The organism is Nocardioides sp. JCM 18999, from assembly GCF_055391175.1.
This window is the reverse complement of record NZ_AP043887.1, coordinates 1,341,727-1,356,503: the sequence shown is the minus strand read 5'-3', so window position 1 is coordinate 1,356,503 and position 14,777 is coordinate 1,341,727. Positions and strand designations below refer to the sequence as shown.

The 14,777-nt window shown below is 70.8% G+C and carries 12 protein-coding genes; 4 read left to right on the top strand and 8 right to left on the bottom strand.

The window, feature by feature from the left end; all coding sequences use genetic code 11:
* Nucleotide 1: 1 nt before the first annotated feature.
* The gene (locus ACZ5J1_RS06525; protein WP_464563645.1) at nt 2-1,003 is read left to right on the top strand and encodes a M48 family metalloprotease; all 1,002 of its coding nucleotides are present in this window, start codon (nt 2-4) and stop codon (nt 1,001-1,003) included.
* Here ACZ5J1_RS06525 and ACZ5J1_RS06520 read toward each other — a convergent pair.
* The 4 genes from ACZ5J1_RS06520 to ACZ5J1_RS06505 form a co-directional block, all read right to left on the bottom strand.
* Nucleotides 994-2,037 (bottom strand): quinone-dependent dihydroorotate dehydrogenase, encoded by a 1,044-nt coding sequence (locus tag ACZ5J1_RS06520; protein WP_464563643.1) that lies wholly within the window; start codon nt 2,035-2,037, stop codon nt 994-996. The genes ACZ5J1_RS06525 and ACZ5J1_RS06520 overlap by 10 nt on opposite strands.
* Nucleotides 2,037-5,342, bottom strand: a complete 3,306-nt coding sequence (carB, locus tag ACZ5J1_RS06515; protein WP_464563641.1) for a carbamoyl-phosphate synthase large subunit — start codon at nt 5,340-5,342, stop codon at nt 2,037-2,039. The genes ACZ5J1_RS06520 and carB overlap by 1 nt, the downstream gene beginning before the upstream one ends.
* Nucleotides 5,342-6,484: a glutamine-hydrolyzing carbamoyl-phosphate synthase small subunit gene (gene carA, locus ACZ5J1_RS06510; RefSeq protein WP_464563639.1), complete on the bottom strand. Its 1,143-nt coding sequence runs from the start codon at nt 6,482-6,484 to the stop codon at nt 5,342-5,344. Before carA ends, carB begins: the two co-directional genes overlap by 1 nt.
* Before the next feature lie 62 nt (nt 6,485-6,546).
* A complete protein-coding gene (locus ACZ5J1_RS06505; protein ID WP_464563637.1) occupies nt 6,547-8,169 on the bottom strand; it encodes an ATP-binding cassette domain-containing protein in 1,623 nt (540 codons plus the stop codon).
* Between the two features lie 133 nt (nt 8,170-8,302).
* Between ACZ5J1_RS06505 and ACZ5J1_RS06500 the strand changes: the two genes are divergently transcribed.
* From ACZ5J1_RS06500 to ACZ5J1_RS06490, 3 genes are read left to right on the top strand one after another with little or no spacing between them, the layout of a single operon-like run.
* Nucleotides 8,303-9,955: an FAD-dependent oxidoreductase gene (locus ACZ5J1_RS06500; protein ID WP_464563635.1), complete on the top strand. Its 1,653-nt coding sequence runs from the start codon at nt 8,303-8,305 to the stop codon at nt 9,953-9,955.
* 4 nt (nt 9,956-9,959) lie between these two features.
* Nucleotides 9,960-10,490, top strand: coding sequence for a DUF1697 domain-containing protein (locus ACZ5J1_RS06495; protein WP_464563633.1), 531 nt, complete (start codon nt 9,960-9,962; stop codon nt 10,488-10,490).
* A gap of 19 nt (nt 10,491-10,509) precedes the next feature.
* Nucleotides 10,510-10,887, top strand: a complete 378-nt coding sequence (locus tag ACZ5J1_RS06490; protein WP_464563631.1) for a DUF1304 domain-containing protein — start codon at nt 10,510-10,512, stop codon at nt 10,885-10,887.
* Here ACZ5J1_RS06490 and ACZ5J1_RS06485 read toward each other — a convergent pair.
* From ACZ5J1_RS06485 to pyrR, 4 genes are read right to left on the bottom strand one after another with little or no spacing between them, the layout of a single operon-like run.
* On the bottom strand, nt 10,880-11,914 hold the full coding sequence (locus ACZ5J1_RS06485) for a GNAT family N-acetyltransferase (RefSeq protein ID WP_464563629.1): 1,035 nt from the start codon (nt 11,912-11,914) through the stop codon (nt 10,880-10,882). The two genes, ACZ5J1_RS06490 and ACZ5J1_RS06485, sit on opposite strands and share 8 nt — an antisense overlap.
* Nucleotides 11,915-11,921: 7 nt before the next feature.
* The gene (locus ACZ5J1_RS06480; RefSeq protein ID WP_464563627.1) at nt 11,922-13,181 is read right to left on the bottom strand and encodes a dihydroorotase; all 1,260 of its coding nucleotides are present in this window, start codon (nt 13,179-13,181) and stop codon (nt 11,922-11,924) included.
* Nucleotides 13,178-14,107: an aspartate carbamoyltransferase catalytic subunit gene (locus tag ACZ5J1_RS06475; RefSeq protein ID WP_464563625.1), complete on the bottom strand. Its 930-nt coding sequence runs from the start codon at nt 14,105-14,107 to the stop codon at nt 13,178-13,180. Before ACZ5J1_RS06475 ends, ACZ5J1_RS06480 begins: the two co-directional genes overlap by 4 nt.
* Before the next feature lie 19 nt (nt 14,108-14,126).
* Nucleotides 14,127-14,735, bottom strand: coding sequence for a bifunctional pyr operon transcriptional regulator/uracil phosphoribosyltransferase PyrR (gene pyrR, locus ACZ5J1_RS06470; protein WP_464563623.1), 609 nt, complete (start codon nt 14,733-14,735; stop codon nt 14,127-14,129).
* Between the last annotated feature and the right edge of the window lie 42 nt (nt 14,736-14,777).

The window sequence follows — 14,777 nt, the reverse complement described above, 5'->3', positions numbered from 1 at the left end:
CATGGGGACTCCGGTCGGCACTCCACGCAGCGTCCGCACGATCGCGGCACTCCTGGTCGCGACGGTCGTGTACGCCCTGCCGGCAGGGCTGGTCCTGGGCGGCGTGTGGTTGATCTGGTCGCGGACCAGTGTCTGGCTCGGCGTGGTCGTCCTGGCGGCGGCGCTCGGCCTGATGTGGCGTCCCCGGGTGCGGCGCGACACGACGGTCAGCGCCGTGGACCTGGCGTCCGCTCCGCAGAGCGCTGACGTGCTCGATGCGATCGCGGCGGCGGTGGACGCCCCGACCCCCCGCCGGCTGTGCCTGAGCCGGGGATTCGGCGCGGAGGTGTTCCACGGACGTCGCGGGTGGACGATCACGATCGGTGCGCCGTTGTGGCTGGGTCTCGGCCCCGACGAGCGGGTGGCGTTGCTGGCGCAGGCCCTCGCCCCGTTCGGCAACGAGCCGGGCTGGAGCGAGCGGTACGTCGGCGGCGCACTGACCACCTTGGACCGGGTGATCGCGGTGCTCTCCCCCGATGCTTCCGGGGACCCGCACACGGTCTACGACCCGATCATCGTGGCCGGCAGCCCGCAGACCCTCGTCGGTCGGGCCGGGAACCGGCTCCTGCTCGACATCGTGACCGTCCTGCTCTGGCCGCTCCGGTTCCTGGCCAGCCTGTACCGGCGACTGCTGGCGGGCGCCGCGGCCCGGATGATCGACCTCCACCAGGAACGGATCGACCGCGCGGTCGCCACCGTCGCCGGCGCGGACGCGGTGACCCGCCTGCACCGCGACCTCGTCCACGCCGAGGCGATCGCCACCTTGGCTCAGCGGGCCGCGAACACCGGTGAGGACATGCAGATGGCCGTCCGGCAACGCACCGCGAGACTCCCGATGGATCCCGAGTCCGGGCTCGGCCCCGGACGGATCCGGATCTCGCTCGGCCGCTGGGAGACGATCGACGCGGAGTGGGCGAACGCTCTCGACGAGCAGTTCGCCCTCCTCCGCCGCGACTATCGCTGAGCCAGGCCCTTGGCGATCGTCCGGGGCCAGGTCGGACCCTCGTAGATGAACCCGGTGTAGCCCTGCACCAGGGTGGCGCCGGCGTCGAGCCGGGCCTGGGCGTCGTCGACCGTGGTGATGCCGCCGACCGAGATCAGGGTCAGCTGCTCCCCGACCTGCTCGCGCAGCAGCTTCAGCACCTCGAGAGAACGGGCCGCGACCGGGCGGCCGGAGAGTCCGCCCGCCCCGATCTCCTCGATCTCGGCGGGGTGGGACCGCAGGCCGTCGCGCGAGATCGTGGTGTTGGTCGCGATGATCCCGTCCAGCTTGATGTGCTGCGCCATCGCTGCCACCGCGACCACGTCCTGGTCGGCGAGGTCGGGGGCGATCTTGACCAGCAGCGGGACGCGACGGTCCGTGACCGAGTCCGCGGTGGCGCGGACGTGCTCCAGCAGCGGCTGGAGCTTCTCCACCGACTGCAGGCTGCGCAGGCCCGGCGTGTTCGGCGAGCTCACGTTGACCACCAGGTAGTCGGCGTACGGGGCAAGCTGTCGGGCCGAGTGCGCGTAGTCGGCGTGCACGGCCTCCTGGTCGTCCTCGGGGACCACCTTGGTCTTGCCGATGTTGATCCCGAGGATCGGGCCCTCGCCGTGGTGGCGGCGGGCTCGTCGCTCCTTCAACCGGGCCGCGACGACGTCGGCGCCGTCGTTGTTGAAGCCCATCCGGTTGACCACGGCACGGTCGCTGATCAGCCGGAACAGTCGCGGCTGCGGGTTCCCCGGCTGCGCCTGACCGGTGACGGTCCCGATCTCGATGTGCCCGAAGCCGAGGCCGGCCAGGGCGTCGATCCCGGTGCCGTTCTTGTCGAACCCGGCGGCGAGACCGAACCGGTTGGGGAAGACCAGGCCCATCGCAGCCACCGGGATCCCGGGTGCCGGGATCCGGGAGAGCAGCGGGCCGGCGGCCTGGATCGCCCGGAAGGCGTTGTGGTGCGCCTCCTCCGGGTCCTGGTGGACGAAGTAGTGGTCGAACAGGACCCGGTAGGGGCGGCCCATCACGAACGACCTGAGAGGGTCGCCCACTCCTGGAGCGAGCGGACACCGATCTCGCCGCCGCGCAGCGCCGCGATCCCCTGGACCGCGGCTGCGGCGCCCTGGACCGTCGTGATGCACGGCGTGCCGGTGAGCACAGCGGCAGCGCGGATCTCGTACCCGTCGTGGCGGGCGCCGGTGGCCGAGCCGTTCGGGGTGTTGACGATCAGGTCGACCTCGCCGTCGAGGATCATCCCGACGATGGTGCGCTCCCCGTCGGGGCCCTCACCGGCGGAGTGCTTGCGCACGACCGTGGACGGGATGCCGTTGCGACGCAGCACCTCGGCGGTGCCTTCGGTGGCGAGCAGCTCGAAGCCGTAGCCGGCCAGGACGCGCGCGGGGAAGATCATCGTCCGCTTGTCCCGGTTGGCGATCGAGATGAAGACCTTGCCCTCCATCGGCAGCGGGCCGAAGGAGCCGGCCTGCGCCTTGGCGAACGCCTTGCCGAAGTCGGCGTCGAAGCCCATCACCTCACCGGTCGACTTCATCTCCGGGCCGAGCACGGTGTCGACGAACTGACCCTCCTTGGTCCGGAACCGGTTGAACGGGAGGACCGCCTCCTTGACCGCGATCGGGGCATCGGCCGGGAGCAGGCCGCCGTCGCCCGTGGCGGGCAGCAGGCCGGAGGCACGCAGCGCGGCGATCGACTCACCGAGCATCACCCGTGAGGCGGCCTTGGCCAGCGAGGTCCCGGTCGCCTTGGAGACGAACGGCACCGTGCGGGAGGCGCGCGGGTTGGCCTCGATCACGTAGAGCACGTCGGCACCCAGCGCGAACTGGATGTTGATCAGACCGCGGACCCCGACGCCCTGGGCGATCGCCTCGGTGGCGACCCGGATGCGCTCGATCTCGGCGCGACCGAGAGTGATCGGCGGCAGCGCGCACGAGGAGTCACCGGAGTGGATGCCGGCCTCCTCGATGTGCTCCATCACGCCGCCGAGGAACAGCTCGGTGCCGTCGTACAGGGCGTCGACGTCGATCTCGACGGCGTCGTCGATGAAGCGGTCGATCAGGACCGGGCGGTCCTCGCTGATCAGCTCGGTGGCCGCCTCGAGGTAGGTCTCGAGGGTGTCGTCGGAGTAGACGATCTGCATCCCGCGTCCACCCAGGACGTAGGACGGCCGCACCAGGACCGGGTAACCGATCTCGTGCGCGATCGCGCGAGCGTCCTCGAACGAGACGGCGGTGCCGTGCTTCGGCGAGATCAGTCCGGCCTCGGCGAGCACCTGGCCGAACGCGCCGCGCTCCTCAGCGAGCTCGATCGCCTCGGGGCTCGTGCCGACGATCGGAACACCCGCGTCCTGCAGACCCTGGGCGAGACCCAGCGGGGTCTGGCCACCGAGAGTGGCGATGACGCCGGCGATCGGGCCGGCCGCCTTCTCGGCTTCGTAGATCTCGAGCACGTCCTCCAGGGTGAGCGGCTCGAAGTAGAGCCGGTCGGAGGTGTCGTAGTCGGTCGAGACCGTCTCCGGGTTGCAGTTGACCATGATGGTCTCGTAGCCGGCCTTCGACAGCTCCTGGCTGGCGTGCACGCAGGAGTAGTCGAACTCGATGCCCTGACCGATCCGGTTCGGACCCGACCCGAGGATGATCACCGCCTGGCGCTCGCGCGGGACGACCTCGGTCTCCTCGTCGTAGGAGGAGTAGTAGTACGGCGTCTTGGCAGCGAACTCCGCGGCGCAGGTGTCGACGGTCTTGTAGACCGGCCGGACACCGAGGTCGTAGCGGGTCGACCGGACGGTCGCCTCGGCCAGGCCGCGGATGTCGGCGATCTGGGCGTCGGAGAGCCCGTGCCGCTTGGCCAGCCGCAACGTGGCCGCGTCCAGCTCGGGCGCCTCGGCGACTGCCTGGGCGACCTCGTTGATCAGGAAGAGCTGGTCGACGTACCAGGGGTCGATCTTGGTGGCGTCGAAGATCTCCTCGGCCGTGGCGCCGGCGCGGATGGCGAGCATCAGCTTCTGGATGCGGCCGTCGTGCGGACGGTTCACGTCGGCCAGGATCGCGTCCTTGTCGCCGGTCTCGGCGGTCCAGGAGAACTGCGAGCCCTTGGACTCCATCGACCGCAGCGCCTTGTTCAGGGCCTCGGAGAAGTTGCGGCCGATCGACATCGCCTCACCCACGGACTTCATGTGGGTGGTCAGGGTCGAGTCGGCGGTCGGGAACTTCTCGAACGCGAACCGGGGCACCTTGACCACGACGTAGTCGAGGGTCGGCTCGAAGGACGCCGCCGTGGAGCCCTGCGGCCCGGCGGTGATGTCGTTCTCGATCTCGTCGAGGGTGTAGCCGATCGCGACCTTGGCGGCGATCTTGGCGATCGGGTAGCCGGTCGCCTTGGAAGCCAGCGCCGAGGAGCGCGAGACGCGCGGGTTCATCTCGATCACGATCACGCGCCCGTCGACCGGGTTGACCGCGTACTGGATGTTGCAGCCACCGGTGTCGACGCCGACCTCGCGGATGACGCCGATGGCCAGGTCGCGCAGGTGCTGGTACTCGCGGTCGGTCAGCGTCATCGCCGGGGCGACGGTGATCGAGTCACCGGTGTGCACGCCGACCGGGTCGAAGTTCTCGATCGAGCAGATGATGACGACGTTGTCCTTCTTGTCGCGCATCACCTCCAGCTCGTACTCCTTCCACCCGAGGATGGACTCCTCGATCAGGACCTCGGTGGTCGGGGAGGCCGAGAGGCCGGCGCCCGCGATCCGGTGCAGGTCCGACTCGTCGAAGGCGATCCCGGAGCCGAGGCCACCCATGGTGAAGGAGGGCCGGACGACCGCCGGGTAACCGAGCTCGGCGACCGCGGCCTCGACCTCGTCCATCGTGTGGCAGATGAAGGAGCGGCAGACCTCGCCGCCGACCTTGCGGACGATGTCGTTGAACAGCTCACGGTTCTCACCGCGGTGGATCGCCTCGAAGGAGGCACCGATCATCTCGACGTCGTACTTCGCCAGGACGCCGTTCTCGTGCAGGGCGGTGGCGGTGTTGAGCGCGGTCTGGCCGCCCAGCGTCGGGAGGATCGCGTCGGGGCGCTCCTTGGCGATCACCTTCTCCACGAACTCCGGGGTGATCGGCTCGACGTAGGTGGCGTCGGCGAACTCCGGGTCGGTCATGATCGTGGCCGGGTTGGAGTTCACCAGGATCACCCGCAGGCCCTCGGCCTTGAGGATCCGGCAGGCCTGGGTGCCGGAGTAGTCGAACTCGCAGGCCTGGCCGATCACGATCGGGCCGGAACCGATGACGAGGACGCTCTTGATGTCATCGCGCTTGGGCATCAGAGGGCCCCTTCCAGCAGGGAGACGAAGCGGTCGAAGAGGTAGGCGGCATCGTGCGGGCCGGCCGCGGCCTCCGGGTGGTACTGGACGGAGAACGCCTTGAGGTGGCCGTCCGCGTCGTGCAGCTCGAGACCCTCGACGCAGTCGTCGTTGAGGTTCACGTGGCTCACGGTGGCGGCGCCGTACGGCGTCTCGGTGGCGCGGTCGAGGGGCGCGTCGACGGCGAAGCCGTGGTTGTGCGCGGTGACCTCGACCTTGCCGGTGGTGCGGTCCTGGACGGGCTGGTTGATCCCGCGGTGGCCGTACTTGAGCTTGTAGGTGCCGAACCCGAGGGCGCGGCCGAAGAGCTGGTTGCCGAAGCAGATCCCGAAGTAGGGCAGGCCCTCGGCCAGCGCGCCCTGGAGCAGCTCGACCTGGCCGGTCGTCGCCGCCGGGTCACCGGGGCCGTTGGAGAAGAAGAGCCCGTCGGGGTTGATCGCCTTGACCTCGTCGAGCGTGGCGGTCGCGGGCATCACGTGAACCTCGATGCCGCGCTCGGCCATCCGGTGCGGCGTCATCTCCTTGATCCCGAGGTCGAGTGCGGCCACGGTGAACCGCTTCTCGTTCCCCCAGGTCCCGGGGAGTGCGGGGACGACGTAGGTCTCGGAGGTCGAGACCGCCTCGGACAGGTTGGCGCCGGTCATCTCGGAGCTGGCCCGCACCTTGGCCAGGAGGGTCTCGGGGTCGGTCTCGGTGGTGGAGATGCCGACGCGCATCGAGCCCGCCTCGCGCAGGTGGCGGGTCAGGGCACGAGTGTCGATGCCGCTGATCCCGACGACGCCCTGCTCGCGGAGCGCGTCCTCGAGGGAGCGCTGGCTGCGCCAGTTGCTGGGCACCCGGGCGGGGTCACGCACGACGTAGCCGGCGACCCAGATCTGACGGGACTCGGGGTCCTCGTCGTTCATCCCGGTGTTGCCGATGTGCGGCGCGGTCATCACGACCACCTGGCGGTGGTAGGACGGGTCGGTCAGGGTTTCCTGGTAACCGGTCATTCCGGTCGAGAACACGGCCTCGCCGAAGGTCTCGCCTTCGGCTCCGAAGGACTCACCGTGGAAGGTGCGGCCGTCCTCGAGGACCAGGATCGCGGGCGCATGCAGCGGCATGCCTACCTCCTTCTCCGCCTCACGGGACGGCTCTTTAAAGGATGTCGGGTCGAGGCCCGACACTACCAGCGCCCATCGACAGCCGATGCATCGCCAAGCCGAACGTGACGCCCGTCCCACCGACGTCGCAGCCACCGGTCGTGGGAGGCGATCACGACCGTGCCGGCGCTGTGCTCCAACGCCTCCTCCAGCTCTTCGGCGAGGGCCAGGGAGAGGTGGTTCGTGGGCTCGTCGAGCAGCAGGACGTCGGGCGCGACCGCGACCGCGGTGGCGAGCGCGAGGCGGCGGCGCTGGCCCACCGACAGGGCGCCTGCGGGGCGGTGCAGGTCGCTCGGTGCGATCAGCCCGAGGGTGCGCAGCGGGGTCCGTTCGGCGATCTGCTCCCCCACCGCGTCGCGGTAGACCACCTCGGCCGAGCGGGCCGGATCAGGCAGCACGGGATCCTGGACCAGCTCGACGACCCGCCGCCCCGTCACCTGCCAGCTGCCGGCCGTCGGGGCGAGGCGACCGGACAGGATCCCGAGCAACGACGACTTCCCGACGCCGTTGGGTCCGGTGACCAGCAGGTGCTCGCCGGGCGCGAGATCGAGGGTGACCGGCGCGAGCCGGCCGGCGAGCTCGACCGCGCGGACCGCGATCGCTCCCCCGCCCCCACCGGTCAGGGCGCTGTCGAAGCTGAGCAGGGGCCGCGGCTTGCGGACCTGGGACTCCTCGGCCTCGGCGAGGCGGCGCTCGGCATCGCGGCGCCGCCGGGCCAGGGTCTTGTCGACCTGCTGCCCCTTGAAGGCGTGGATGAACTTGTCGTTGTCGGTGGGCCCGCGGTTGTGCGCGATCGAGGAGGTGCCGAGCGACGCCCGCGCGCGGAGTCGGTCGATCTCCTCGTTCTGCGCGGCCCAGGTCTGCTCCCACCGCGCACGGGCGGCACGCTTGTGCTCCAGGTAGGCGCTCCACCCGCCCCCGAAGCGGCGGCCGCCCTCACCGTCGGTGCCGAACTCGCTCGGGTCGAGGTCGACCAGGGCGGTCGCGACGTCGTCGAGGAAGACCCGGTCGTGGCTGGCGAGGAGGACCACCCCCGGCAGGTCGCGGAGGAACTCGCCGACCAGGCCGATCGCGTCGTCGTCGAGGTGGTTGGTGGGCTCGTCGAGGAGCAGGACGTCGGGCCGGCGGGTGATCGCCGCGGCCATCGCGAGCCGGGTGCGCTCCCCGCCCGACAACGTTGCGATCGGGCGACGTTGGTCGAGTGCCTCCAGCCCGAACCGGGCCGCTGCCTCCTCCGCCCGCCGGGTCGCGTCCCAGGCGTCGTGGGCGATCGCCCACTCCAACAGCTCCGCGTACCGCTCCGCGGCGCTCGGGTCGTCGAGCCGGTCGCTGAGCACCTCGAGCTCGGCCACGGCCTCGTGCAGCGGTCGCAGCGCCGAGGCGAGGGCGTCCCCGATCCGCGCGTCGTCGCGGAAGGGAGGCTCCTGGGCGAGCCGGATCAGGTCCGAGCTGGCGCTGATCGAGCCGGTGAGGACGGCGGAGCCCGGAAGCGAGCCGGCGACGGCCCGGAGCAGGGTGGACTTCCCGGCGCCGTTCTCGCCGACCAGGGCGACCCGCTCGCCGGGGTTGACCGTGAGGTCGATCCCTCGCAGCACGGCGTGGGCACCGAAGTTGACGCTGAGGTCGGAGATGAGGAGGGGTTGCATGCAGGAGCCTTCGGGGCGGAGGTGGGATCCACCGGGCGGGGCCGCGGTCGTGGATCGGATCAGCGCAAGGTCAGCATGGTGGATTCAGGCTAGTCGCAGGGCCAGCAGTCGCCAAACCAATAACGTGTTCTCCATGGGAGCGGGCACGACCTACGACGTGATCGTGATCGGATCCGGTTTCGGCGGCAGCGTCACCGCGCTGCGGCTGACCGAGAAGGGCTACCGGGTCGGGGTCCTGGAGACCGGTCGGCGGTGGACCGACGCCGACTTCGCGCAGGCGGGCGCGAGGGACACCCTGTGGGCGCCACGGCTGGGCATGTTCGGACCGATGCGGCTGAGCCTTCTGGGACAGATCTCGTTGTTCAGCGCGGTCGGCGTCGGCGGAGGCTCGCTGATCTACGCCAACACCCTCTACGAGCCGCATGCCGAGTTCTTCACCGACCCTTCGTGGGCGAGGATCACCGACTGGCGCGCCGAGCTGGCGCCGTACTACGACCAGGCGAAGCGGATGCTCGGCGCCACCACCAATCCGCGGCTCGGGATCGCCGATGAGCACCTGCGAGTGATCGCCGCCGAGCTCGGTGTCGGCGAGACCTTCACGCCGACCGAGGTCGGCGTGCTCTTCGACGAGAGCGCGCCCGGCCGCACGATCGCTGACCCGTACTTCGGCGGGGTCGGTCCGGAACGAAACGCCTGCGTGCACTGCGCGCGCTGCACCACGGGGTGTCCCTCCAACGCCAAGAACACCCTGCCCAAGAACTACCTGCACCTCGCCGAGGCAGCTGGGGCCGAGGTGCACGACCTGAGCGAGGTCACCGACGTGCGGGCCCGGCGCGGAGGCGGTTACGAGATCACGGCGCGGCATCCGGCACGGCGAGGACCGACGCGGACCTTCCACGCCGACCAGGTGGTCTTCGCCGCGGCGGCACGGGGGACGCAGGAACTGCTGCTGCGGCTGCGAGCCAGTGGCTCGCTCCCAGCGATCTCGCCACGCTTGGGCGAGCTGTCCCGCTCCAACTCTGAGGCGATCGTGGTCGCGGTCGCACCGCGTCCGAGCGGGCTCGACACCGGAGTCGCGATCACGTCCTCCATCCATCCCGAGCCGCACACCCATGTCGAGCTGTGCCACAGCAGTCCGGCCCAGGATGCCGGCGCGGTGGTCAACATGCCCCTCACCGACGGCGGCCCGCGGCGTCTCCTGCGGTTCTTCGGCGGACTGCTCCGACATCCGCTCCGCTTCCTGCGCACCCGCAGCACCCGAGGGATCTCGACCCGATCCGTCCAGCTCCTGGTGATGCAGTCGCTCGACAACTCGCTGACCGCCTACCTCCGCCGCGGGCGGCTCCGCACCCGTCAGGGCTCGGGTCAGCCCAATCCTTCCTGGATCCCGGTCGCTCACGACGTCGCGCGCCGCTATGCCCGCCGGATCGGTGGGGAGCCGATGTCGTTGGCCACCGACCTGGTCGGGATGCCCGCCACCGCGCACTACATCGGCGGTGCGGTGATCGGCAGCGACGCCGCCAGCGGGGTCGTGGATCCGTACCACCGCCTCTTCGGGTACGACGGCCTGCACGTGATCGACGGGTCCACCATCGGAGCCAACCTCGGCGTCAACCCGTCGCTCACGATCACCGCGATGGCCGAACGCGCCGCTGCACTCTGGCCGAACAAGGGCGGGGCCGACCCGCGACCTGCACCCGGCGCACCCTATGTCGCCGTGGCCCCGGTTCCTCCGCACTCCCCCGTGGTTCCCGCGTCCGCCCCGGCTGCCCTCCGGCTACGGTGAGGCCATGCCGACGTACGTCTCCCTGATCCGCGGCATCGGCCCGGGCGATCCGAAGAAGTCGAACGAGTCGTTGCGTGGGGTCCACGAGGAGCTCGGGTTCACCGACGTGCGGTCGGTGATCAGCAGCGGGAACGTCGTGTTCACGAGCGACGAGACCGACTCGGCAGCACTGGGCGAGCGGATCGAGGCCGCCTGGCCCGAGCTGCGCGGGTTCACCGCGATGACGGTGGTCCGCTCGGCCGAGGAGATCGCGCACCTGCTGGCGCAGCGGCCGTTCGGCGACGTGCCGCACGAGAAGGCGACGTACCAGCTGGTGACGTTCTTCAAGACCCCGCTCACCTCGAGGCCCGACGTGCCCGAAGGTCCGGCCGTGTCGGTGGTCGGGATCGTCGACGGCGCCCTGTGCACCCAGCACGACACCACCACGACCAAGGGACCGGACGTGATGGCGTGGCTGGACAAGACCTACAAGAAGCAGACGACCTCACGCACGCCGCTCACCCTGGAGCGGATCCTGAAGAAGATGGAGGGCTGAGCCCATGTCGGATGGCCTGATGGTTGCCGGACTGATCCTCACCGGGATCGCCGCACTGCTGCACGTCTACATCTTCTGGCTGGAGTCCTTCGCCTGGACCGGTGCCGCCCGCGGCGTCTTCGGTACCTCCCGGGAGGAGGCGGAGGCGACCAGGGAGCTCGCGTTCAACCAGGGCTTCTACAACCTGTTCCTCGCGATCCTGGTCGCGGTCGGCACGGTGCTCTACGTCGCCGACCAGCACGACGCCGGCGTGGCCCTCGTCCTCGCCGGCGCCGGGTCGATGGTCGCGGCCAGCCTGGTGCTGTTCGTCTCCAGCCCGGACAAGCGGGGTGCCGCACTCAAGCAGGGCCTGATCCCCCTGGTCGGGGTCGTCCTGCTGGCCTTCGGTCTCAGCTGAGTCGCAGCGCCATCTCGACCAGGTCACCCTGCGCGGGGTCCAGGTCGAGCGGTCGGGTGCGGCCGGTGGCCGTGAAGCCGTGCCGGCGGTAGAACCGCCGCGCGGGGTCGCTGCCCTCGAAGACCCAGAGCCGCAGCTCCGGCGCTCCGGTGGCGGCGGCCCACGCCAGGACCGGCTCGAGCAGGGCGTCGGCGACGCCGTGGCGACGGAACTTCTTGGTCACGTAGACACCGGTCATCACCGGGGTGCCGCCGTGCTCGTCGTTCGGGAGGCCCTGCATCATCCCGATCCAGCGGCCGGAGCCTGTCTCGATCGCGGCGAAGCAGGCGGTCGAGGGATCGTCGCCCCGCCGGGCGCGCATCCGCCAGTCGTCCTCGGTGAAGCCGAGGGTCGTCTCCTCGGTGGCGCCGTAGGAGATCGGGTGCTCACGGGCGTTCTCGAGCCGGAAGTCGCGCAGCTGCTCCCAGTCGGACTCGGTGGTCGGGCGCACCTCGAACGCCGCGGCGCGTCGTGACGGGCCCGGCCGAGCCGCTCCGAGCGGGCGCACCATCACCAGGTGGCCCTCCTCGTTGGCGCCGCGCAGGGTGGTGAAGCCGACCTTGGCCAGGACCCGGAGGCTGGCGGTGTTCGTCGGATCGACGCTCGCCCGGATCCGGACGCCGTCGGCCTCCGCGGCGGCGACCATTGCGGTCAGGGCCTCGGTCGCGAAACCGTAGCCACGCGCCTCGGCGACGAGGCCGTAGCCGACCTCGGTCTCGGGAACCGTGGAGCCGTCCGGGTCGACGTACTCCTCGGGCGGGCCGAAGAAGCCGATCGAGCCGAGGACCGTGGTGCCGCGCACGATCGAGCGCGGGCCCCACGGATCGCCGTCGACCCACATCGTGGCCGCGTCGGCGTCGTCCTGGCGCGGGAACTCCGGGTGCCAGTGCGGGCTGCGCGCGATCTCTCCGCGGATCGCGGCGACGTCACGGCCCTGCCAGAGTGGGAGCGAGAGACGTGCGGTGGTCAGCGTTGCGGGCAGGCTCACGCGATGCTCATCGGGCGTAGGTCTGCTTCCCGCGCAGGTACGTCGCCACGACCGCGCCGGTCAGCTCCCGGCCGTGCCAGGGGTTGTTCCGGCTCAGCGACAGCGAGGCGTCCCGGTCGACGGTCCACGTCGCGGCGGGGTCGACCAGCGTGAGGTTGGCGGGCTCGCCGACCGCCAGCGGCGCACCGTGGCCGTCGAGCCCGGCGATCGCGGCGGGGTTGTGCGACATCACCCGCGCGATGCCGGCCCAGCCGAGCTGCTCGCCCAGCACCGTCCACACCACGGGCAGCGCGGTCTCCAACCCGAGCATCCCGAAGGCGGCGTCGATGAACGCGTGCTCCTTGTCGTGCCGGGCGTGCGGCGCGTGGTCGGTGGCGACCGCGTCGATGGTGCCGTCGAGCAGGGCCTCGCGCACCGCGACGATGTCCTCCATCGGGCGCAGCGGCGGGTTGACCTTGTAGACCGGGTCGTAGCCGACCAGCAGGTCCGTCTCGAGGATCAGGTGGTGCGGGGTGACCTCGGCCGTGATCCGGACCCCGGCGGCCTTGGCCGCCCGGATGATCTCGACCGAGGCGGCGGTCGACACGTGCGCGACGTGGACCCGGGAGCCGGTGTGGCGGGCGAGCTCGACGTCGCGGGCCACGATCACGGACTCGGCGATCCCGGGCCATCCCGGCAGACCGAGCTGGGCCGAGACCGGACCCTCGTGGCAGCAGGCGCCGTGCGGTGCGAGCGCCGGGTCCTGGCTGTGCTGGCTGATCACACCGTCGAAGGCCTTGACGTACTCCAGCGCGCGACGCATCAGGCGGGCGTCGCTGACGCACTTGCCGTCGTCGGAGAAGACCCGGACCTGCGCCTCGGAGTGCGCCATCAGGGCGATTTCGGCGAGCTCGTCACCCTCGAGCGCCTTGGTCACGGCCCCGACGGGCTGCACGTCGACCAGACCGGCGGCACGGCCGAGGTCGAGGACGTGCTCGGCCCTCTCCGCGGTGTCGGTGACCGGCGACGTGTTCGCCATCGCGAGGATCGCGGTGAATCCACCCGCGGCTGCCGCGCGTGATCCGGAGAGGACCGTCTCGGCGTCCTCCCGGCCGGGCTCGCGCAGGTGGGTGTGCAGGTCGACGAGACCGGGCAGCACGACGAGGCCCGAGGGCTCCGCCGACGGCGTGATCGCGCTGATCAGTCCGTCCTCGACCGCGATGTCGACGGCGTCGCCGCCCAGCAACGCCGCCCCCTTGATGACGGCCTCGTTCTTCGTGGTGCTCACGCGCGCGCTTCCTCTCCGGCCAGCAGGTGGTACAGGACGGCCATCCGCACGGCGACGCCGGCGGAGACCTGGTCCAGGACGGCGGAGTCGACCGCGTCGGCCGCCTCCGGGGAGATCTCGAGGCCACGGTTCATCGGGCCCGGGTGCAGGATCGGGGTGCCCGGCTTCAGCTTCTCCAGGCGCGACCGGGTGAGGCCGTATCCGACGGTGTACTCCCGCGCCGACGGGAAGAACCCGCCGCTCATCCGCTCCTTCTGGACCCGCAGCATCATCACCGCGTCGGCGTCCGGCAGGACCTCGTCCAGGTGGTACGACGTCGCGAACTGCTGCTCCCAGTCCCCCGGAGCGGTCGGCATCAGCGTCGGCGGCGCCACGGCGGTGACGGTCGCGCCGAGCTTGGTCAGCGACTTCACGTTGGACCGGAAGACCCGGCTGTGGGTCAGGTCGCCGACGATCGCGATGTGCTTGCCCGCCAGGGACCCCAGTCGCTGGGTCAGCGTGTAGCCGTCGAGCAGCGCCTGGGTCGGATGCTCGTGGGTGCCGTCACCCGCGTTGATCACGGGGATGTCGAGCCACTGCGCCACCTGGTGCGCCGAGCCGGAGGCGCTGTGCCGCATCACGAGCCCGTCGATCCCCATCGCGGTGACGGTCAGCACCGTGTCGCGCAGGCTCTCGCCCTTGGAGGCCGAGGAGCCCTTGGCCGACAGGTTGATCACGTCGGCCGAGAGCCACTTGCCGGCGATCTCGAAGGACGAACGGGTGCGGGTGGAGTCCTCGAAGAAGAGGTTGATCACCGTGCGCCCACGCAGGGCGGGGAGCTTCTTGACCTCGCGCCGCTGCACGTCGTGCATCTCGGCTGCGGTCTCGAACAGCACCCGGATGTCGTCGGCGGTGACGTCGTCGATGCTCAGCAGGTCACGTTTCACGCCAGGTCCTCTGCATGTCTCATGCGATGTCTTCGTCCTTCAGGGGGCCATCGACGATCCGCACCTCGTCGCCGGCCTGGGCCCGGTCGGTCTCGGCGAGCCGGACCCGGACCTTCTCGCTGCGCGCGGTGGGGAGGTTCTTGCCGACGTGGTCGGCCCGGATGGGGAGCTCACGGTGGCCACGGTCGACCAGCACCGCCAGGCGAACCGCGGCGGGGCGCCCCAGGTCGGAGAGCGCGTCCAGGGCGGCACGGATGGTGCGGCCGCTGTAGAGCACGTCGTCGACCAGGACGACGACCTTGCCGTCGATCCCGCCCGCCGGCAGAGCGGTCTTGTGCGGAGTGCGGGTGGGGTGGTTGCGCAGGTCGTCGCGGTACATCGTGACATCGAGCTCGCCGACCTCGATCTGGGCACCCTCGACCTCAGCGATCCGTGCCGCGAGGCGCCGGGCGAGCGGGACACCGCGGGTGTGGAGTCCGAGCAGGACCAGGCCGTCAGCGCCCTTGTTCCGCTCCAGGATCTCGTGCGAGATACGCGTCAGCGCGCGTGCGACATCGCCGGCGTCGAGGACGATCCGTCCGTCAGCCACAGGGCTGCCGGCACCGGTGTCCGTTGGTCGAGCACTCATGCTCACCACCCTTCTCCGCCTCACGGGACGGATCGTTAAAGG